Source organism: Pseudomonas sp. B12(2026) (genome assembly GCF_057767015.1).
The window spans coordinates 388,757-406,497 of sequence record NZ_CM173430.1 but is presented as its reverse complement, the minus strand read 5'-3'; the positions used below and the strand labels follow the sequence as shown (position 1 = coordinate 406,497).

At 68.1% G+C, this 17,741-nt stretch carries 18 protein-coding genes; 12 read left to right on the top strand and 6 right to left on the bottom strand.

The genetic code is table 11. From position 1 onward, the window contains the following. The first annotated feature begins 140 nt into the window (after positions 1–140). Genes AC3B6A_RS01925 through AC3B6A_RS01910 form a run of 4 tightly spaced genes read left to right on the top strand, consistent with a single transcriptional unit; the run spans position 141 to position 4,098 of the window. Positions 141–1,511 (top strand): M16 family metallopeptidase, encoded by a 1,371-nt coding sequence (locus AC3B6A_RS01925; protein WP_488400658.1) that lies wholly within the window; start codon positions 141–143, stop codon positions 1,509–1,511. Beyond that, a complete protein-coding gene (locus AC3B6A_RS01920; RefSeq protein WP_488400656.1) occupies positions 1,504–2,997 on the top strand; it encodes a M16 family metallopeptidase in 1,494 nt (497 codons plus the stop codon). Before AC3B6A_RS01925 ends, AC3B6A_RS01920 begins: the two co-directional genes overlap by 8 nt. Further along, a complete protein-coding gene (rsmD, locus tag AC3B6A_RS01915) occupies positions 2,997–3,608 on the top strand; it encodes a 16S rRNA (guanine(966)-N(2))-methyltransferase RsmD (RefSeq protein WP_488400655.1) in 612 nt (203 codons plus the stop codon). Before AC3B6A_RS01920 ends, rsmD begins: the two co-directional genes overlap by 1 nt. A gap of 25 nt (positions 3,609–3,633) precedes the next feature. After that, positions 3,634–4,098, top strand: coding sequence for a virulence RhuM family protein (locus tag AC3B6A_RS01910; protein ID WP_488400653.1), 465 nt, complete (start codon positions 3,634–3,636; stop codon positions 4,096–4,098). A 60-nt stretch (positions 4,099–4,158) separates the two neighbouring features. On the opposite strand, the gene AC3B6A_RS01905 is transcribed toward AC3B6A_RS01910, so the two are convergent. Then, entirely contained in the window at positions 4,159–4,557 is a 399-nt protein-coding gene (locus tag AC3B6A_RS01905; protein ID WP_488400652.1) for a hypothetical protein, read from the bottom strand. Positions 4,558–4,709: 152 nt separating this feature from the next. Between AC3B6A_RS01905 and AC3B6A_RS01900 the strand changes: the two genes are divergently transcribed. Both AC3B6A_RS01900 and AC3B6A_RS01895 read left to right on the top strand, forming a co-directional pair. Then, positions 4,710–5,705 (top strand): hydrolase, encoded by a 996-nt coding sequence (locus AC3B6A_RS01900; protein ID WP_488400651.1) that lies wholly within the window; start codon positions 4,710–4,712, stop codon positions 5,703–5,705. A 70-nt stretch (positions 5,706–5,775) separates the two neighbouring features. Then, positions 5,776–6,192, top strand: a complete 417-nt coding sequence (locus tag AC3B6A_RS01895; RefSeq protein WP_488400650.1) for a GNAT family N-acetyltransferase — start codon at positions 5,776–5,778, stop codon at positions 6,190–6,192. Positions 6,193–6,237: 45 nt separating this feature from the next. Here the strand turns inward: AC3B6A_RS01895 and AC3B6A_RS01890 are convergent, their stop codons facing one another. Next, entirely contained in the window at positions 6,238–6,891 is a 654-nt protein-coding gene (locus AC3B6A_RS01890; RefSeq protein ID WP_488400649.1) for a TetR/AcrR family transcriptional regulator, read from the bottom strand. A gap of 242 nt (positions 6,892–7,133) precedes the next feature. Between AC3B6A_RS01890 and AC3B6A_RS01885 the strand changes: the two genes are divergently transcribed. From AC3B6A_RS01885 to AC3B6A_RS01860, 6 genes are all read left to right on the top strand, one after another. Then, positions 7,134–8,564 carry a coniferyl aldehyde dehydrogenase gene (locus AC3B6A_RS01885; protein WP_488400648.1) on the top strand — a complete coding sequence of 477 codons (1,431 nt, stop codon included), beginning with the start codon at positions 7,134–7,136 and terminating at the stop codon, positions 8,562–8,564. 52 nt (positions 8,565–8,616) lie between these two features. Continuing rightward, positions 8,617–9,162 carry a twin-arginine translocation pathway signal protein gene (locus AC3B6A_RS01880; RefSeq protein WP_488400647.1) on the top strand — a complete coding sequence of 182 codons (546 nt, stop codon included), beginning with the start codon at positions 8,617–8,619 and terminating at the stop codon, positions 9,160–9,162. A gap of 39 nt (positions 9,163–9,201) precedes the next feature. After that, positions 9,202–10,797: a GMC family oxidoreductase gene (locus AC3B6A_RS01875; protein WP_488400646.1), complete on the top strand. Its 1,596-nt coding sequence runs from the start codon at positions 9,202–9,204 to the stop codon at positions 10,795–10,797. 188 nt (positions 10,798–10,985) lie between these two features. Further along, positions 10,986–11,465 carry a pantetheine-phosphate adenylyltransferase gene (coaD, locus tag AC3B6A_RS01870; RefSeq protein ID WP_488400645.1) on the top strand — a complete coding sequence of 160 codons (480 nt, stop codon included), beginning with the start codon at positions 10,986–10,988 and terminating at the stop codon, positions 11,463–11,465. 132 nt (positions 11,466–11,597) lie between these two features. Beyond that, a complete protein-coding gene (locus tag AC3B6A_RS01865; protein ID WP_488400643.1) occupies positions 11,598–11,849 on the top strand; it encodes a YfhL family 4Fe-4S dicluster ferredoxin in 252 nt (83 codons plus the stop codon). A 124-nt stretch (positions 11,850–11,973) separates the two neighbouring features. Then, a complete protein-coding gene (locus AC3B6A_RS01860; RefSeq protein WP_488400642.1) occupies positions 11,974–13,677 on the top strand; it encodes a gamma-glutamyltransferase family protein in 1,704 nt (567 codons plus the stop codon). Here the strand turns inward: AC3B6A_RS01860 and AC3B6A_RS01855 are convergent, their stop codons facing one another. The 4 genes from AC3B6A_RS01855 to mutM all read right to left on the bottom strand — a co-directional run bounded on the left by AC3B6A_RS01855 (position 13,678) and on the right by mutM (position 17,487). Next, the gene (locus AC3B6A_RS01855) at positions 13,678–15,525 is read right to left on the bottom strand and encodes a Na/Pi cotransporter family protein (RefSeq protein ID WP_488400641.1); all 1,848 of its coding nucleotides are present in this window, start codon (positions 15,523–15,525) and stop codon (positions 13,678–13,680) included. Between the two features lie 66 nt (positions 15,526–15,591). Beyond that, positions 15,592–15,933, bottom strand: a complete 342-nt coding sequence (locus AC3B6A_RS01850; RefSeq protein ID WP_488400639.1) for a multidrug transporter — start codon at positions 15,931–15,933, stop codon at positions 15,592–15,594. Between the two features lie 83 nt (positions 15,934–16,016). After that, positions 16,017–16,595 carry a lysophospholipid acyltransferase family protein gene (locus AC3B6A_RS01845; RefSeq protein WP_488400637.1) on the bottom strand — a complete coding sequence of 193 codons (579 nt, stop codon included), beginning with the start codon at positions 16,593–16,595 and terminating at the stop codon, positions 16,017–16,019. A gap of 79 nt (positions 16,596–16,674) precedes the next feature. After that, the gene (mutM, locus tag AC3B6A_RS01840) at positions 16,675–17,487 is read right to left on the bottom strand and encodes a bifunctional DNA-formamidopyrimidine glycosylase/DNA-(apurinic or apyrimidinic site) lyase (RefSeq protein WP_488400636.1); all 813 of its coding nucleotides are present in this window, start codon (positions 17,485–17,487) and stop codon (positions 16,675–16,677) included. Between the last annotated feature and the right edge of the window lie 254 nt (positions 17,488–17,741).

Below are 17,741 nucleotides of genomic sequence, written 5' to 3'. Positions count from 1 at the left end.
TCGCAACAGCTTTCGCCAGCGCTGGACGTGGCCGCCCGGAAAACGGATGGGTATCCTAGCATCTCCTCGCCCGCCGGGGTTAGGAGGCTGGCCGCCAGCCTGAATAGACCCCGCGGACAGCCCGAAAGGTTCAGTCGACGATGAAAACCCCTGCGCGCCGCCATGCCGGCCTGCTGCTCGGTTCCCTGTTGCTGCCGCTGCTGGCGGTTGCCGCGGAGCCTCAACCGACCCACGAATACACTCTGGACAACGGCCTGAAAGTCCTTGTCCGCGAAGACCACCGCGCCCCGGTGGTGGTTTCCCAGCTCTGGTACAAGGTCGGCTCCAGCTACGAGACGCCCGGCCTGACCGGCCTGTCCCACGCCCTGGAGCACATGATGTTCAAGGGCAGCCGCAAGCTCGGCCCCGGCGAGGCCTCGCGCGTGCTGCGCGAGCTCGGCGCGGAGGAGAACGCCTTCACCAGCGACGACTACACCGCCTACTACCAGGTGCTGGCCCGCGACCGCCTGCCGGTGGCGCTGGAGCTGGAAGCCGACCGCATGGCCCACCTGACCCTGCCGGCCGACCAGTTCAAGAGCGAGATCGAGGTGATCAAGGAGGAGCGCCGCCTGCGCACCGACGACAGGCCCAGCTCGCTGGCCTTCGAACGCTTCAAGGCCACCGCCTACCTCGCCAGCGGCTACCGCACGCCGACCATCGGCTGGATGGCCGACCTGCAGCGCATGACCGTCGACGACCTGCGCCACTGGTACCAGGCCTGGTACGCGCCGAACAACGCCACCCTGGTGGTGGTCGGCGACGTCAGCGGCGACGAGGTGAAAGCCCTGGCGCAGAAGTACTTCGGCGAGATTCCCAAGCGCGACCTGCCCGCCGCGCGCCGGCCGCTGGATCTGGCCGAGCCCGGCGAGCGCCGCCTGACGCTGCACGTGCGCACCCAACTGCCGAGCCTGATCATGGGCTTCAACGTGCCGAGCCTGGGCAGCAGCGACAACCCCCGCGAGGTCAACGCCCTGCGCCTGCTCTCGGCGATCCTCGACGGCGGCTACAGCGCCCGCCTGGCGTCGCGCCTGGAGCGCGGCGAGGAGATCGTCACCGGCGCCTCCGCCTCCTACGACGCCTTCACCCGCGGCGACAGCCTGTTCTTCCTCAGCGCGACGCCCAACGTGCAGACCGGCAAGACCCTCGAACAGGTCGAAGCCGCCCTCTGGCAGCAACTGGAAGACCTGAAGAAAACCCCGCCGAGCCAGGCCGAGCTTGAGCGCGTGCGCGCCCAGGTGATCGCCGGCCTGGTCTACGAGCGCGACTCCATCGCCAGCCAGGCCAGCACCATGGGCGAGCTGGAAAGCGTCGGCCTGTCCTGGAAGCTGGCCGACCAGGACCTGGAAGCCCTGCAGGCGGTCACCGCCGAGGACATCCAGAAAGCCGCCCGCACTTATTTCACCCGCTCCCGCCTGACCCTCGCCCAGGTCCTGCCGGAAGTCGCCACCGACAAGGAGCCGAGCCATGAGTGAACGCAATGGCCTGCGCTACGGCCTGGTCGGGCTGATCGTCATCCTGCTGATCGCCGGCCTGGCGCTGTTCGTTTCCCGCCCCGCCGCCGATACCGAAGTCCCCCGCCCGGCACCCGAGGCGAGCGCGCCCACCGGCGTGCAATCCCTCGCCGCAGCCGCCGGCAAGGCGCCCGGCCACCGCACGCTGGACATCCAGAAATGGCAGACCGCCGAAGGCGCCCGCGTGCTCTTCGTCGAGACCCATGAGCTGCCGATGTTCGACCTGCGCCTGACCTTCGCCGCCGGCAGCAGCCAGGACGGCGACGCCCACGGCCTGTCCATGCTGACCAACGCCATGCTCAACGAAGGCGTGCCCGGCAAGGACACCAGCGCCATCGCCGCCGGCTTCGACGACCTCGGCGCTGACTTCGGCAACGGCGCCTACCGCGACATGGCGGTGGCCAGCCTGCGCAGCCTGAGCGAGCCGGCCAAGCGCGACGCCGCGCTGGCGCTGTTCGACCAGGTGATCGGCCAGCCGACCTTCCCCGAGGACGCCCTGCTGCGCATCCGCAACCAGGTGCTGGCCGGCCTCGAATACCAGAAGCAGAACCCCGGCAAACTGGCCAGCCTGGAGCTGTTCCGGCGGCTCTACGGCGACCACCCGTACGCCCATGCCAGCGACGGCACCGAAAAGTCGATCCCGAAGATCACCGCCGCCCAGCTGCGCGCCTTCCACCAGAAGGCCTACGCCGCCGGCAACGTGGTCATCGCGCTGGTCGGCGACCTCAGCCGCGAGCAGGCCGAAGCCATCGCCAACAGCGTCTCCCGCGCGCTGCCCAAGGGCCCCGCCCTGCCGGCCCCGGCCGAGCCGCAGGTGCCCAAGCCCGGCGCCACCCACATCGAGTTCCCGTCCGCGCAGACCCAACTGATGCTGGCGCAGCTGGGCATCACCCGGAACGATCCGGACTACGCCGCGCTCTACCTGGGCAACCAGATCCTCGGCGGCGGTGGCTTCGGCAGCCGGCTGATGGACGAGGTGCGCGAGAAGCGCGGCCTGACCTATGGCGTCTACTCCGGCTTCAGCGGCATGCAGGCGCGCGGGCCCTTCAGCATCAGCCTGCAGACCCGCGCCGAAATGAGCGAGGGTACCCTCAAGCTGGTGCAGGACATCGTCCGCGAGTTCATCGACAAGGGCCCGACCCAGAAGGAGCTGGACAACGCCAAGCGCGAGCTGGCCGGCAGCTTCCCGCTGTCCACCGCGAGCAATGCCGACATCGTCGGCCAGCTGGGCGCCATCGGCTTCTACGGCCTGCCGCTGGACTACCTGGAAAACTTCCTCAACCAGGTCCAGGGCCTGAGCGTGGAACAGGTGAAAGAGGCCATGCGCCGCCACCTGAACCCGGACGCCTTCGTCATCGTCACCGCCGGCCCCAGCGTGCCGCAGAAACCGCTGCCGCCCCCCACCGACAAGCCCGCCGAGCAGCCCGCCGGCGTACCGGAGCATTGATGAGCAAACGTCCCGGCGGCGCCCCGCGCGCCGCACAGCGTCCCCACGGCGGCCAGGGCCAGTTGCGCATCATCGGCGGCGAGTGGCGCAGCCGGCGCTTCGCCTTCCCCGACGGCCCGGGCCTGCGCCCGACGCCGGACCGGGTGCGCGAAACCCTGTTCAACTGGCTGGCGGCCTACGTGCCCGGCGCCCGCGTGCTCGACCCCTTCGCCGGCAGCGGCGCGCTGTTCCTCGAAGCCCTGTCCCGCGGCGCCAGCGCCGGCCTCGCGCTGGACACCAACGCCGAAGCGGCCGCCGCCCTGCGCGGCCACCTCGCCACCCTCCGCTGCGACGTCGGCCAGGTCCTGCTGACCGACGCCCTGCGCTACCTGGACAACCCGGCCGAACGGCCTTTCGACCTGGTCTTCCTCGACCCGCCCTTCCACCAGAACCTGCTGCAAAACGCCTGCCGCCTGCTGGAAGAGCGCGGCTGGCTGGCCGGGGACGCCTGGGTCTACACCGAAAGCGAAACCGCGCCCTCCAGCCTCGGCCTGCCGCCCAACTGGCGCCTGCACCGGGAGAAGAAGGCCGGGGCGGTGCATTACGCGCTGTGGCGGCGCGGGGAGTCTTGAGTCAAGGAAAGGAGCCGAATCTCAAATGGACAATGAGATAGAAAAATCGATTCTGCTGTATCAGACAGAGAATGGGCGTCCGGCTGTAGAGGTTCGCCTTGAACACGACACCCTCTGGTTGAGCCTTCCACAGATGTCCGAGCTTTTCGGACGTGACAAGTCCGTCATCTCGCGGCATTTGAAGAACATCTTCGAAACCGGGGAACTGGAGCGGGAGCGAACCGTTGCAAGAAATGCAACGGTTCAAACCGAAGGTGATCGACAGGTCGCACGCCAGATGGAGTACTACAACCTCGACGCCATCATCTCCGTCGGCTACCGGGTGAACTCCCGCCAGGGCACCCACTTCCGTATCTGGGCCAACCAGGTACTCAGGGACTATCTGGTCAAGGGATACGCGCTCAATGAGCAGCACCTGCAAACCCAGCAAGCGCGGATTCGAGAGCTGGAACGCACCCTGACCCTGTTTCGGGAAAATCTCATCGACTAGGCCAGCCTGCCAGAGACCAAAGGATCGGCCAGGAAGAGGCTTGGTTGTTCAGAGCAATGGTCAGCTCATCTCCAAACGGAAGCGCAACCCCGCATCTGCGGCCCTACGCAGTATTGCTGCGAGGCTCTCCAACTCGTCTATTGTGTCCGACCAATAATCCAAGCGGTTCGATGTCTCCGTAGCAGTAAGGAGGTAGTTTCGTAGTTTGAGCACAGCACGACTACCCTCGCGAGCGTCAAACCAAATATCAGCCAGCGCCAAAGAATCCAGAAGCTCCCAGGGATCTCCGTCAAAGTCGTGCGGGACTTCCGGGTTGCAAGCAAACTCTGAGAGCAATTTGAGCATTCGTTCAGACGCTATTTCGTCCAGTTGCTCAATGTTCAAGGCCAGCAGTTCGCCGCCATTGAAGCTACCTATTTCATCAGGACCGCTAAAAACTGGATAGATTGCAAGGCTCACTGAGGTTACCTCGTAAATCACGTCAGATTGCAGCCATTTCTAACATTTTATTGACAAGGCACTTTCTCTGGAGGCATCGGAAAAGTCCTATATCAACCTCACTCAAGTCACTGCAACTCCGCCTGGACTGGCCTATAAATCATTCATCAAACATGCGAAAACCTCTGCCCTTCAAGCCCGCCTGGTGGCTCCCCGGCCCGCACCTGCAGACCCTGTACGGCTCGCTCCTGCGCAAAGCGCCGGGCCTTGCGCGCACCCGCGAGCGGCTGTGGCTGGAGGATGGCGACTTCATCGACCTGGACTGGCACGGCCCGCACGCGGCGGATACGCCGCTGGTGCTGGCGCTGCACGGGCTGACCGGCTCGTCGTCATCGCACTACATCCTCGGCCTGCAGCAACAGCTGGCGGCCCTGGGCTGGGCCAGCGTGGCGCTGAACTGGCGCGGCTGTTCCGGGGAGTCGAACCTGCTGCCGCGCGGCTATCACTCCGGGGTCAGCGAAGACCTCGCCGCGGTGGTCGCGCACCTGCGGGCGCAGCGGCCGATGGCGCCGCTCTATGCCGTGGGCTATTCGCTGGGCGGCAACGTGCTGCTCAAGTACCTGGGCGAGTCGTCCGCCGCCTGCCCGCTGCGCGGCGCGGTGGCGGTGTCGGTGCCGTTCCGCCTGGACCAGTGCGCCGACCGCATCGGCATCGGCTTCTCGAAGGTCTACCAGGCGCACTTCATGCGCGAGCTGGTGGCCTACGTGCAGACCAAGCGCCGGGCCTTCGCCGCCGGCGGCCAGGCGGAGAACCTCGCCGCGCTGGAGCGCCTCGGCCCGCTGGACGGCATGCGCACCTTCTGGGATTTCGATGACCGGGTGACCGCGCCGCTGCATGGCTTCGCCGATGTCCACGATTACTACCGGCGGGCGTCCAGCCGCTATTACCTGGGTGGTATCCGCGTGCCGACCCTGGTCATCCAGTCCAGCGACGATCCGTTCATCCACGCGCAGAGCATTCCGCTGGCCGGCGAGCTGTCGGCCTCCACCGAGCTGGAGCTGCTGGCCCACGGCGGCCATGTCGGCTTCATCGGCGGCTCGCCCGGGCGGCCGGACTACTATCTGGAGCGCCGCATCCCGCAGTGGCTGCGGCAGCGGCACGGCGCCTGACTGCCCTGGGTCAGCCCGCCGGCGCGGCGATGGAGCAGACTGGAAGCAAGCGCCAGAGAGGAGCGATGCCATGCCTGACACGCCGCTGACGATCCTGCACAACCCGGCACTGAACGACGCGCAGTGCGCCGGGATCGCCGCGCTCTACCGCGCCGTGGGCTGGGGCTCGCCCGGCACGGCGGACGAGCTGCGCGAGCTCTACGAGTTCTCCAGCTACACCCTGCTGGCCGTGGACGGCGGGCAGGTCATCGGCCTGCTGCGCGCCGAGAGCGAAACCGCGCAGACCACCTGGCTGGCGGAGATCGCCGTGCTGCCCGGCTTCCAGTCGCGCGGCGTGGGGCTCCAGCTGATGGCGCGTTTCCTCGCCGATCACCCACGACGCACGCTCTACACCGATGCCACCGAGGGCGTGGAGGAGTTCTTCGTGCGCCACGGCATCGCCCTGCGTCGGCCACGGGTGCCGGGACCGCGCAAGGCGGATGCCTGACGACCCCGGCGGCGGATAACCGCGCGCGGTCATCCGCCAATCGACTCAGTCTTCCAGCGGCACGTACAGCCGGTCGAACACCGCCGCCACCGCTTCGCGCGCGGCCGGGGCGATGTGCCCGCTTTCCAGCGCCAGCACCTGGTAGAGCCCCCGGCGCAGCTGAGCCTCGCTGAGGTCGCCGGCCACCTCGCGGGTGGTGCACAGGTAGCGCACCCAGGAGGTGAGGATGATCCAGGCGTTGAGGGTCAGGGCTTCGAGCTGGGTGTCGTCCAGCAGCAGGATGCCGGCGTCGATGAAGCCGCGATACACGGTCCGGGCGTTGACCAGCGCGCGGCGGGCGAAGCTGCGGTAGTTGGCGGCCAGCTCCGGGTCGGCGTCGAGCAGGTGTTCGAGGTCGCGGTGCAGGAAGCGGTAGCGCCACATCGCCGCCAGCAGCGATTCGAGGTAGTAGACCTTGTCGTCGACCGTCAGCGCGCGGCCTTCCGGCAGGCGCAGGAACTGATCCACATGCCCTTCGTACTCGGCGAACAGCTCGGCGATGATCGCCTGCTTGTTGCGGTAGTGGTAGTACAGGTTGCCCGGCGAAATGCCCAGGTGCGCGGCGATGTGGTTGGTGGTGACGCTGCGCTCGCCCTGGGCGTTGAACAGCTCCAGGCTGGCCTGGGCGATGCGCTCGCGGGTCTTGATGCGTGGGGCCATTCGCGGAACTCGTGAATACGGATTGCGGGGCAAAGGTACACCGATTGCTACCGCGTAACACCTGCGCAGGCGCATCCCAGCTTTTCGTTGGCTGGGCCTGGCGAGGTGGAAGCGGCATGCTGATTGACACTCTAGAGCAATTGCTCTAAAAAACCAGCGACAGCATAACAACGCGAAGCGTCGGTGATTCCCGTGCGAATCGTCGGAGAGCTTCCCCACCCGCTTCCGCCAAGGAGCCCGTCATGGTCGCCGACATCGCCTACCTGCAGCAGAGCCAGCAGCAGATCAGCCAGCTGGAATCCCTCCTCGAACGCCAGCGCCAGGCCTACCGCGCCAACCCGATGCCCGACGCCGGCCAGCGCATCGCCTGGCTGAAAAGCCTCGCCAACCTGCTGGTGACCGAGCAGCAGGCGATCATCGACGCGATCAGCAGCGACTTCAGCAACCGCTCGGCCGACGAGACGCTGCTGGCCGAAGTGCTGCCCGCCCTGCACGGCGTGCACTACGCCGCCAGGCGCGTGAAGAAGTGGATGAAGCCGTCGCGGCGCAGCGTGGGCATGCAGTTCATGCCGGCCTCGGCCAGGGTCATCTACCAGCCGCTGGGCGTGGTGGGCGTGATCGTGCCGTGGAACTACCCGCTGTTCCTCGCCATCGGCCCGCTGACCGGCGCCCTGGCCGCCGGCAACCGGGTGATGATCAAGATGAGCGAATCCACCCCCGCCAGCGCGCGCATGCTCAAGGCGCTGCTGGGCAAGATCTTCCCCGAGGACATGGTCGCGGTGGTCGAAGGCGAGGTGGAAGTGGGCGTGGCCTTCTCCAAGCTGCCCTTCGACCACCTGCTGTTCACCGGCGCCACCAGCATCGGCAAGCACGTGATGCGCGCCGCCGCGGAGAACCTCACTCCGGTGACCCTGGAACTGGGCGGCAAGTCGCCAGCGATCATCTCCGCCAGCGTGCCGATGAAGGACGCCGCCGAGCGCATCGCCTTCGGCAAGTCGCTCAACGCCGGGCAGACCTGCGTGGCGCCGGACTATGTGCTGGTGCCGCACAACCGCGTCGACGAATTCGTCGACAGCTACCGCCAGGTGGTGCAGGGCTTCTTCCCGCGACTGGAGGACAACCCGGACTACACCGCGATCATCAACGAGCGCCAGCTGTCGCGCCTGAACGGCTACCTGGCCGACGCCCAGGCGCGCGGCGCCACGGTCATCCCGCTGTTCCCGCAGGCCCAGGGGCGGCGCCTGCCGCAGGCGCTGCTGCTGAACGTGAACAACGAGATGAAGGTGATGCAGGAGGAAATCTTCGGCCCGCTGCTGCCGGTGATCCCCTACCAGACCCTCGACCAGGCGCTGGGCTACATCAACGAGCGCGACCGCCCGCTGGCGCTGTACTACTTCGGCTACGACAAGCGCGAGCAGGACCACGTGCTGGCGCAGACCCACTCCGGTGGCGTGTGCCTGAACGACACCCTGCTGCACGTCGCCCAGGACGACATGCCGTTCGGCGGCGTCGGCCCCTCGGGCATGGGCCATTACCACGGCCACGAAGGCTTCCTGACCTTCAGCAAGGCCAAGGGCGTGTTCAGCAAGCCGCGCTTCAACGCCGCCCGGGTGATCTACCCTCCTTATGGAAAGTCGCTGCAGAAGCTGGTGTACAAGCTGTTCATCCGCTGATTTTTTGCCGCGGGCATCCCCGGCGGCACTCTCCACAGGTGAAACAACAAGAATGACAGACACCTCCCTGAGCGCGCCGGGCCTGTCCCGGCGCGGCGTTCTCAAAGTCGGCCTGCTCGGCGGCGCCTTCCTCGCCACCGCCGGCGTCACCGCCAGCCTCAGCGGTTGCTCGGCCAGCGTGCCGGCCAATGGCTACAAGGTCCTGCGCGATTCCGACATGCCCTTCCTGCACGCGCTGATCCCGGTGATGCTGGCCGGCGCCGTGCCCGCCGAGCGCATGGCCGACGCGGTCAAGGGCACCCTGGAAAGCCTCGACAACAGCCTCCACCACCTCTCCCCGGAGATGCTCAAGCTCACCGTGCAGCTGTTCGACGTGCTCGCCCTGCCGATCACCCGCGGCCCGCTGACCGGCGTCTGGGGCAGCTGGGAGAAGGCCGGCGCGGCGGACGTGAAGCACTTCCTCGAACGCTGGCAGAACAGCTCGATCGCGCTGCTGAAGATGGGCCACAGCTCGCTGCTGCAGCTGGTCCTGATGGCCTGGTACGGCCGCCCGGAGTCCTGGGGCCACTGCGGCTACCCCGGCCCGCCGAAGGTCTGATCCGCCCGCAACGACAAGAATCCGCCTGAGAGAATCCCGATGCCTGTACCCGATCTGTTCGCCGCCGGCCTGGCCGGCGGCTGGAAAGTCCATGACGGCTCGCGCCTGGAAAACGACCTGACCCTCGAAGCCGACGTGGTGATCGTCGGCACCGGCGCGGGTGGCGGCACCACCGCCGAAATCCTCAGCGCCGCCGGCTACAAGGTGCTGCTGGTGGAAGAAGGCCCGCTGCGCACCAGCACCGACTTCAAGATGCAGGAAGCCGACGCCTACCCGACGCTGTACCAGGAAGGCATCGGCCGGATGAGCAAGGACGGCGCCATCACCATCCTCCAGGGCCGCGCCGTGGGCGGCACCACCCTGGTCAACTGGACCTCCAGCTTCCGCACCCCGGAACCGACCCTGGAACACTGGGCCAGGGAACACGGCGTCAAGGGCCACAGCGCCGCCGAGATGGCGCCCTGGTTCGAGAAGATGGAACAGCGCCTGGGCGTCGCCCCCTGGGCGCTGCCGCCGAACCCGAACAACGACGTGATCCGCAAGGGCTGCGACAAGCTCGGCCTGCACTGGAAGGTCATCCCGCGCAACGTGCGCGGCTGCTGGAACCTGGGCTACTGCGGGATGGGCTGCCCGACCAACGCCAAGCAGTCGATGCTGGTGACCACCATCCCGGCAACCCTGGACAAGGGCGGCGAACTGCTCTATCTCGCCCGCGCCAACCGCCTGCTGCTCGACGGCGACAAGGTCAGCGGCCTGGAATGCCTGGCCATGGACGAGCGCTGCGTCGCGCCGACCGGCCGCAGGATCACCGTCAAGGCGCGCCACTACGTGCTCTCCGGCGGCGGCATCAACACCCCGGCGATCCTCCTGCGCTCCAAGGCGCCGGACCCGCACGGCCGCGTCGGCCAGCGCACCTTCCTGCACGTGGTGAACTTCAGCGCCGCGCTGTTCGACGAGGTCATCAACCCCTTCTACGGCGCGCCGCAGTCGATCTACTCCGACCACTTCCAGTGGGACGACGGCGCCACCGGGCGCATGTCCTACAAGCTCGAAGTGCCGCCGCTGCAGCCCGCGCTGAGCGCCACCCTGCTCGGCGGCTTCGGCGAGGACAACGCCCTGCGCATGGAACAGCTGCCGCACACCAACGTGATCCTCGCCCTGATGCGCGACGGCTTCCACCCGGACAGCGCGGCCGGCAGCGTCAGCCTGCGCGGCGACGACACCCCGGTGCTCGACTACCAGATGACCGACTACACCTGGGACGGTATCCGCCGCGCCTTCCACACCATGGCCGACATCCAGTTCGCCGCCGGCGCCAAGGCCGTGCTGCCGCTGCATGCCGACGCCGGCTATGTGAAGAGCGCCAAGGAAGCCCACGCCCTGATCGACGGCCTGAATCTTGCGCTGTACCGCACCCGCCTGGGCAGCGCCCACGTGATGGGCGGCTGCGCCATGGGCGAGGACCCGCAGCAGGCGGTGTGCGACAGCCTCGGCCGGCACCACCAGTTGCACAACCTGTCGATCCACGACGGCTCGCTGTTCCCCACCAGCATCGGCGCCAACCCGCAGCTGTCGGTGTACGGGCTGACCGCGCAGCTGTCCGCCGCGCTGGTCGAGCGCCTGGGCAAGGCCTGACCCGGCGCAGGACCACGCGCAGGCTCTGGCACGGGGCCTGCGCGCGGGCGCCCGGCGCACCTGCGATGAACGCCGGTAGTCCACGTCCGGGCGCACTACCAAGGTCGCTTGGCCCCACGGACGCGCTGCGTTACCATCCAGCCCCGCTATTGCCCAGCCTGTAACCAAGAGCCGACCAGGACGCCGCGATGAATCGAGTGCTGTACCCGGGTACCTTCGACCCCATCACCAAAGGCCATGCGGATCTGGTCGAACGCGCCTCGCGACTGTTCGACCAGGTGATCATCGCCGTTGCCGCCAGCCCCAAGAAGAACCCCCTGTTCCCGCTGGAGCAACGCGTCGAGCTGGCCCGCGAGGTCACCTCGCACCTGCCCAACGTCGAAGTCGTCGGCTTCTCCACGCTGCTCGCGCACTTCGCCAAGGAACAGAACGCCAACATCCTGCTGCGCGGCCTGCGCGCGGTGTCGGACTTCGAATACGAATTCCAGCTGGCCAACATGAACCGCCAGCTCGCTCCCGACCTGGAGAGCATGTTCCTCACCCCGTCGGAAAAGTACTCCTTCATCTCCTCCACCCTGGTGCGCGAAATCGCGGCGCTGGGCGGCGACATCGCCAAATTCGTCCATCCCGTGGTGGCCAGCGCCCTGGCCGAGCGCTTCAAGCGCTGACCACGCCGCCGCCAAGGATGGCGGTTTGCGCAACCTCCCCTCCCGTCCGCGTGCACTGAACGCGCCGATGCGGCACAATTTCACCACTGTGCTACCGATCGCCATGGTTCCTTCCATGGTTGGAGTTGTTCGATGTCCCTGAAAATCACTGACGACTGCATCAACTGCGACGTCTGCGAACCCGAGTGCCCCAACGGCGCGATCTCCCAGGGCGAGGAGATCTACGTCATCGACCCGAACCTGTGCACCGAGTGCGTCGGCCACTACGACGAACCGCAGTGCCAGCAGGTCTGCCCGGTCGACTGCATCCCGCTCGACGACGGCAACGTCGAGAGCAAGGACCAGCTGATGCAGAAGTACCTGAAGATCACCGGCAAGGCCTGATCCCGCGCGTTTCGACATTTTTCATCGAGCTCTCACCAACCTCTGGGCGACGGGATTGTCTATCCTCCTACCTTCGCCCCATCAGGTTTTTCCAGCCGGTGCAGCCGGCGGTTCGTGAGATGCCATGTCCCTGTTGAATTTCCGCTCCCGCGCCTCCCTGCTCGGCTTCTGCAGCCTCCTGCTGCTCAGCGCCGCCCTGCACGCCGCGGAACACCCGGCGCAGGCCAGCGTCGCCACCGCCCATCCGGCCGCCACCGTGGCCGGCCTGGAAACCCTCGCCGACGGCGGTAACGCCTTCGACGCCGCCGTGGCCATCAGCGCCGCGCTGGCGGTGGCCGAACCCTACAGCTCGGGCCTGGGCGGCGGCGGCTTCTTCCTCCTGCGCCAGGCCGGCAACCCGCCGACCTACCGCTTCATCGACGCCCGCGAACGCGCCCCGCTGGCCGCCCACGCGCGGATGTACGAACGCAACGGCAGGGTCGACCCGCAACTGTCGCTCAACGGCGCGCTGGCCGCCGGCATCCCCGGCCTGCCCGCCGCGCTGGCGGACATCACCAGCCGCTACGGCCGGAAGACCCTGGCCAACAACCTGGTGCCGGCGATCCGCCTGGCCACCGACGGCGTGTCCGTCGACCGCATCTACATCGACCGCGTCGCCTGGCGCCTGGATGCCATGCGCAAGGACCGCGAAACCGCGCGCATCTTCCTCGACCAGGGCAACCTGCCCGAGGAATGGAGCCTGCTGCGCCAGCCGGACCTGGCGCGCACCCTGGAGCGCCTGGCGCGCTACGGGCGCATCGGTTTCTACGAGGGCGAGACCGCCGAGCAACTGGTGCAGGGCGTGCGCGCCGCCGGCGGCGTCTGGAGCCTGGCGGACCTGGCCGGCTACCGCACCGTCGAGCGCCAGCCGCTGCGCTTCCCGCTGGAGAACGGGCGCGAGCTGATCAGCGCGCCGCCGCCCTCCGCCGGCGGCATCGCCCTGGCCCAGAGCCTGGGCATGCTGCAGCAACTGCCGTGGCAGAAGGCCGAGCCGGTGCAGCGCGCGCATTACGTGGTGGAGGTGCTGCGCCGCGCCTACCGCGACCGCGGCCTGCTGGGCGATCCCGACCGCGTGGCCAATCCCGTTGCGCAACTGCTCGCCCCCGACTACCTCAAGCGGCTGGCCGGCGGCATCGACCCGCGGCGCGCCACCCCCAGCTCGGCGCTGCCCGGCGCGCCCGCCTGGCGCGAGGGCGATCACACCACCCACTTCGTGGTCATGGACGCGGACGGCAACGCGGTGGCCGCGACCCTCTCGGTCAACCTGCCGTTCGGCGCGGCCTTCACCGTGCCCGGCACCGGCGTGCTGCTCAACGACGAGATGGACGACTTCGCCACCGACGTCGGCGGCGCCAACGCCTACGCGCTGACCGGCAGCCAGGCCAACGCCGTCGCCTCCGGCAAGCGCCCGCTGTCGAGCATGAGCCCGAGCTTCATCGAGAGTCCCACGGAGATGGCGGCCTTCGGGACCCCTGGCGGCAGCCGGATTCCCAGCATGGTGCTGCTGGCGATGCTCGATTACCTGGACGGCAAGCCGGTCCAGCGCTGGGTCGCCTCCCCGCGCTATCACCACCAGTACCTGCCGGACGTGATCGAGCATGAACCGCGTGCCTTCAGCGGCAGCGAAATGGCCGAGCTGAACCGCCGCGGCTATACGCTCAAGGACGTCGGCCGCGCCTACGGCAACCAGCAGGTGCTGCTGTGGAACAAGAAGTCCGGCGAGGTGCAGTCGGCCAGCGATCCGCGCGGCATCGGCCTGGCCACCGAGCTGGCGGCGCCGCTGCGCTGATCAGGACCGGGCGGGCTCCGCCGCGTCGTCCTCGTACGCCTCGAACAGGCCGTGCTCGGTGCCCAGCTGCAGCACGTTGCGCAGGCTCTGGATGATGCGGCTGACATAGCCCAGGTCGTTCATCAGCGAGCTGGTCTGCAGGCCGTCCAGCTCCTGCCGGCGCACGGCGGCGAACAGCCCGTGGCGGAACGCCGCGTCGAACTCGGCGGCGCTGTCGTCGAGCAGTTGCAGCCGCGCGGCCAGCGCCTCTTCCGGCAGCGCGCCGCCGATCAGCGCGCCCAGCGCCCGCACTTCCCGCAGCATGCCGAGCAGGTGCCGGCGCAGCCCCACATAGGCCTCGCGCGTGGCCGAAGGCCCGCCGTGCAGCGCCTGGCCGAGGTTCTTCTGCAGGTGCTTGGCGTCCTTCACCGCGTCCACCAGTTGCAGCGCCACCACCTGGCAGGACAGCCAGAAGCGCTGGTGCTCCTCGTCCAGCGTCAGGTCCAGCCGGCCCATGAAGCTCAGCAGGTCGCCGTAGACGCCCTTGATGTGCCGCTGGTAGAGGACTTCCGCGCCCACCGCATCCTGGTCCGGCGCGGCCCGCAGCAGGCTTTCGTCGATGCGCGGCTGGCTGAGCATCTCCACCGGCAGGTACAGCGCGTGGCAGATCACCTCGATGCTCAGCCGGCCGAGGTGGCGCAACTCCAGCAGCACCGCGCTGGCGGCGGCGTCGGCGGAATCCAGCGCCAGTTCGTTGAGGTAGCGCGCGTGGGTGCGCTCGATGCTGGGCTGGGCCGGGGCCGTGTCGGTGATCAGCACCGGCGGCTCCTCCACCTCCGGCAGCCAGCGCGTCAGCAGCGTCGCCAGCCGGCCCTGCAGCGGCCAGAACACCACCACGCCCATGCCGTTGAACAGCGTATGGAACAGCGCCAGCTGGATCATCGGGTTGTCGGCCAGTCCCACGGGCGTCACCAGCACATGCACCAGCCAGGTCAGGGGCGCGAGCAGGAGGAACGCCAGCACGGCGGTGACCACGTTGAACAGCACGTGCGCCAGCGCCAGCCGCTGGCCGCTGCGGTTGCCGCCCAGGGAGCCGACGAAGCCCGTGGTGACGCTGCTGCCGACGTTGGAGCCGATGGCGATCGCCAGGCTCTGGCCCAGCGCGAGCTGGCCGCCGGCCAGGGCCGCGAGGGTGAGCATCAGGGTGGCGTGGCTGGATTGCAGCACCACGGTGATCAGCATGCCGAAGATGACGAACAGCAGCGCGCCGAGCATGCCGTCGGAGCGCAGCTCGCTCACGTCCATCGCGTCGCCGAAGCTGGAGAAGCCGTCCTTGATCTGGTCGATGCCCAGGAAGATGAAGGCGATGCCCAGCAGGATGCGCCCGGCCGCCTTGCTCTTGTCGCCGTTGAAGCCCAGCAGCACGCCGAACACCAGCAGCGGCAGCGCCAGCGGGCTGAGGCTGAGATTCTGCCCGGCCAGGGCGAGCAGCCAGATGCCGCTGGTGGCGCCGAGGTTGGCGCCGAAGAGGATGGCGATGCCGCCGGCCAGCTGGATCAGCCCGGTGCTGATGAAGGCGATGGTGAGCAGCGAAACCAGCGTGGAAGATTGCAGCAGGAAGGTGCCGCACAGGCCGAACAGCAGGCTCTTGCCGCGGGTCGCGGTGCTGCGCTCCAGCCAGCGCTCCAGCTGGCTGCCGGCCAGATCGCGCAGGCCCTCTTCCAGGCACTGCATGCCGAACAGGAAGAGCGCCAGCCCCGCGCCCAGTTGCAGCAGGCCGGCACTGGACCAGAAGGCATAACCGAGCCCCGCTGCAACCAGCAGCAGGAGCGCGGGACGCAGATGCGTCTTCAGCCGGGTCGAGTCCATGCGTCACCTGCCGGATTCAACGCATCGCCGGCGATGCATCCGCTGGGCCCGGTGGCGGCCACCCGGTCAGTCCTGCTTGTAGCCGCTCCGGGTGCAACCCAGGCAGCGTACGAAGGCGGACTTGCCCGGCTCGACGACCAGCGCCTCGCCGGCTTCCTTGACGTTGCCACCCAGCGCGCTGAACGGCAGGGTCACCACGAATGCCGCGGCGCCCACCACGGTGGCGGCGATCAGCAGCGGACGGGCGAAGATCAGGTCACCCATCATCGCGTAGGCCGGCGGGGCCTCGACGCTGTAGATCGGGTCGGCGCCGGCGCTGGAGGCCACCACTTCATCAGCGACGGCCGGCATCGCCGACAGCCCACAGGTCAGAGCCAGGACAGCGGCGGTGGTGCGGAACAGGTTCATGGAGGGAAGTCCTTTTTGATGTAGTTGGCAGGCAGACTGCCAGTAACTATATCAGTGCTCCCCGACTTGTCGCGTGACAGCCTTCAATCGCCGAGGAAAGCATATTCGGGCTTTTTCGGTACGAACGGCTGGTAGAAAGCCAGCATCCGCCGCAGATCTCCCGCCTCGTCCCCCGTCGGCCAGAACGGCTCGCCGATGACGATGCGCCGCCCCGGGTAATCCAGCGCCGCCAGCACGATGGGCACGCCCGCGCCACGGGCGATGTGGTAGAAGCCCATCTTCCAGCGCTCGACCTTCCTGCGCGTGCCCTCCGGCGAGAGGATCAGCATCATCTCGCGGCTGTCGCGGAAGGCCTGCACCGCCTGCTCCACGGTATTGAGCTTGAGGTGGCGCTGGATCGGGATGCCGCCCCAGCGGCGCAGCAGGCCACCGAACGGCGCGCGGAAGATCGTGTGCTTGCCGAACCAGCGCGCATTCAGGCGCAGCACGAACCTGGCCGCGAGAAACAGCACGAAGTCCCAGTTGGAGGTGTGGTGGGCGCCGATCACCACGAACTTGTCGAGGGCGGGCAGCGCGCCCTCGATGCGCCAGCCCGCGAGGCGCAGCATGGCGTGGCCGAGCGCCTCGGCCAGCGGATTGCGGGGCAGATAATTGCCGGACATGGATCACCTGGCGGCCCCTTCGCGAGGGGCCATTGTTGTTATGGGTCGGGGTGCGACAGGTTAGCGGCGGCGGCGCCGGTCAACGTTGGCAGCGTGGACAGTAGACGCTGGCGCGCTGGCCGAGGCGCACCTCGCGCAGGGTCGAGCCACAGACCTTGCAGAACTCGCCCCCACGGCCGTAGACGAACAGCTCCTGCTGGAAGTAACCGGGCTGGCCGTCGCCGCCGACGAAATCGCGCAGCGTGGTGCCGCCGCGCTCGATGGCGATCGCCAGGATGCGCTTGATCTCCTGCGCCAGCTTCAGGTAGCGGGCGCGGGAAATGGAGCCGGCCTCGCGGCGCGGATCGATGCCGGCGGCGAACAGCGCCTCGGTGGCGTAGATGTTGCCCACGCCGACCACCACCGCGTTGTCCATGATGAACGGCTTCACCGCCATGCTGCGGCCGCGGGACATCTGGAACAGCCGCTCGCCCTCGAAGGCATCGGTCAGCGGCTCCGGCCCGAGGTGGCGCAGCAGCTCGTGCTCCAGCGGCGCCAGGCTCCAGAGCAGCGCGCCGAAGCGCCGGGGATCGGTGTAGCGCAGCGCCATGCCCGACTCCAGCTCGATGTCCACGTGCTCGTGGCGCGCCGCCGGCAGCCCGCATTCGACCAGGCGCAGGCTGCCCGACATGCCCAGGTGGCTGATCAGCGTGCCGGCCTCGGCGTTGAGCAGCAGGTACTTGGCGCGCCGCTCCACCTGCAGGATGCGCTGCCCGGAAAGGCGCACGTCGAGGTCCTCCGGAATCGGCCAGCGCAGGCGCCGCTCACGGACGATCACGCGGCTGACGCGCTGGCCTTCGAGGTAGGGCGCGATGCCCCGGCGGGTGGTTTCGACTTCGGGTAATTCAGGCATGGATCACTACGCAGGAGATTTCTGTAGGAGCGAAAGGGACGCCTAGTTAATGCGCGGGAACATCGAAAAAAGCAAATGCCTTGGAAAGGCCGAGGGGCGATCCGCCCTTGCAGGAGCGGATCTTATCCGCGAATCGCGCCGGCACCCCGAGGCCATCGCGGACAAGGTCCGCTCCTACGGGAGCCTGGGCGGGGTGCTCTTGCAGGAGCGGACTCCGTCCGCGATGGCCCCAGCGCAAGAGCATCGCGGACGGA

Bases quoted from the DNA above. Each gene is read 5' to 3' on its own strand.
- AC3B6A_RS01920 (WP_488400656.1), top strand. From the start codon at position 1,504: ATGAGTGAACGCAATGGCCTGCGCTACGGCCTGGTCGGGCTGATCGTC.
- AC3B6A_RS01845 (WP_488400637.1), bottom strand. From the start codon at position 16,595: ATGTCCGGCAATTATCTGCCCCGCAATCCGCTGGCCGAGGCGCTCGGC.
- AC3B6A_RS01885 (WP_488400648.1), top strand. From the start codon at position 7,134: ATGGTCGCCGACATCGCCTACCTGCAGCAGAGCCAGCAGCAGATCAGC.
- mutM (WP_488400636.1), bottom strand. From the start codon at position 17,487: ATGCCTGAATTACCCGAAGTCGAAACCACCCGCCGGGGCATCGCGCCC.
- AC3B6A_RS01865 (WP_488400643.1), top strand. From the start codon at position 11,598: ATGTCCCTGAAAATCACTGACGACTGCATCAACTGCGACGTCTGCGAA.
- AC3B6A_RS01860 (WP_488400642.1), top strand. From the start codon at position 11,974: ATGTCCCTGTTGAATTTCCGCTCCCGCGCCTCCCTGCTCGGCTTCTGC.
- AC3B6A_RS01850 (WP_488400639.1), bottom strand. From the start codon at position 15,933: ATGAACCTGTTCCGCACCACCGCCGCTGTCCTGGCTCTGACCTGTGGG.
- AC3B6A_RS01875 (WP_488400646.1), top strand. From the start codon at position 9,202: ATGCCTGTACCCGATCTGTTCGCCGCCGGCCTGGCCGGCGGCTGGAAA.
- rsmD (WP_488400655.1), top strand. From the start codon at position 2,997: ATGAGCAAACGTCCCGGCGGCGCCCCGCGCGCCGCACAGCGTCCCCAC.
- coaD (WP_488400645.1), top strand. From the start codon at position 10,986: ATGAATCGAGTGCTGTACCCGGGTACCTTCGACCCCATCACCAAAGGC.
- AC3B6A_RS01925 (WP_488400658.1), top strand. From the start codon at position 141: ATGAAAACCCCTGCGCGCCGCCATGCCGGCCTGCTGCTCGGTTCCCTG.
- AC3B6A_RS01910 (WP_488400653.1), top strand. From the start codon at position 3,634: ATGGACAATGAGATAGAAAAATCGATTCTGCTGTATCAGACAGAGAAT.
- AC3B6A_RS01895 (WP_488400650.1), top strand. From the start codon at position 5,776: ATGCCTGACACGCCGCTGACGATCCTGCACAACCCGGCACTGAACGAC.
- AC3B6A_RS01900 (WP_488400651.1), top strand. From the start codon at position 4,710: ATGCGAAAACCTCTGCCCTTCAAGCCCGCCTGGTGGCTCCCCGGCCCG.
- AC3B6A_RS01880 (WP_488400647.1), top strand. From the start codon at position 8,617: ATGACAGACACCTCCCTGAGCGCGCCGGGCCTGTCCCGGCGCGGCGTT.
- AC3B6A_RS01855 (WP_488400641.1), bottom strand. From the start codon at position 15,525: ATGGACTCGACCCGGCTGAAGACGCATCTGCGTCCCGCGCTCCTGCTG.
- AC3B6A_RS01890 (WP_488400649.1), bottom strand. From the start codon at position 6,891: ATGGCCCCACGCATCAAGACCCGCGAGCGCATCGCCCAGGCCAGCCTG.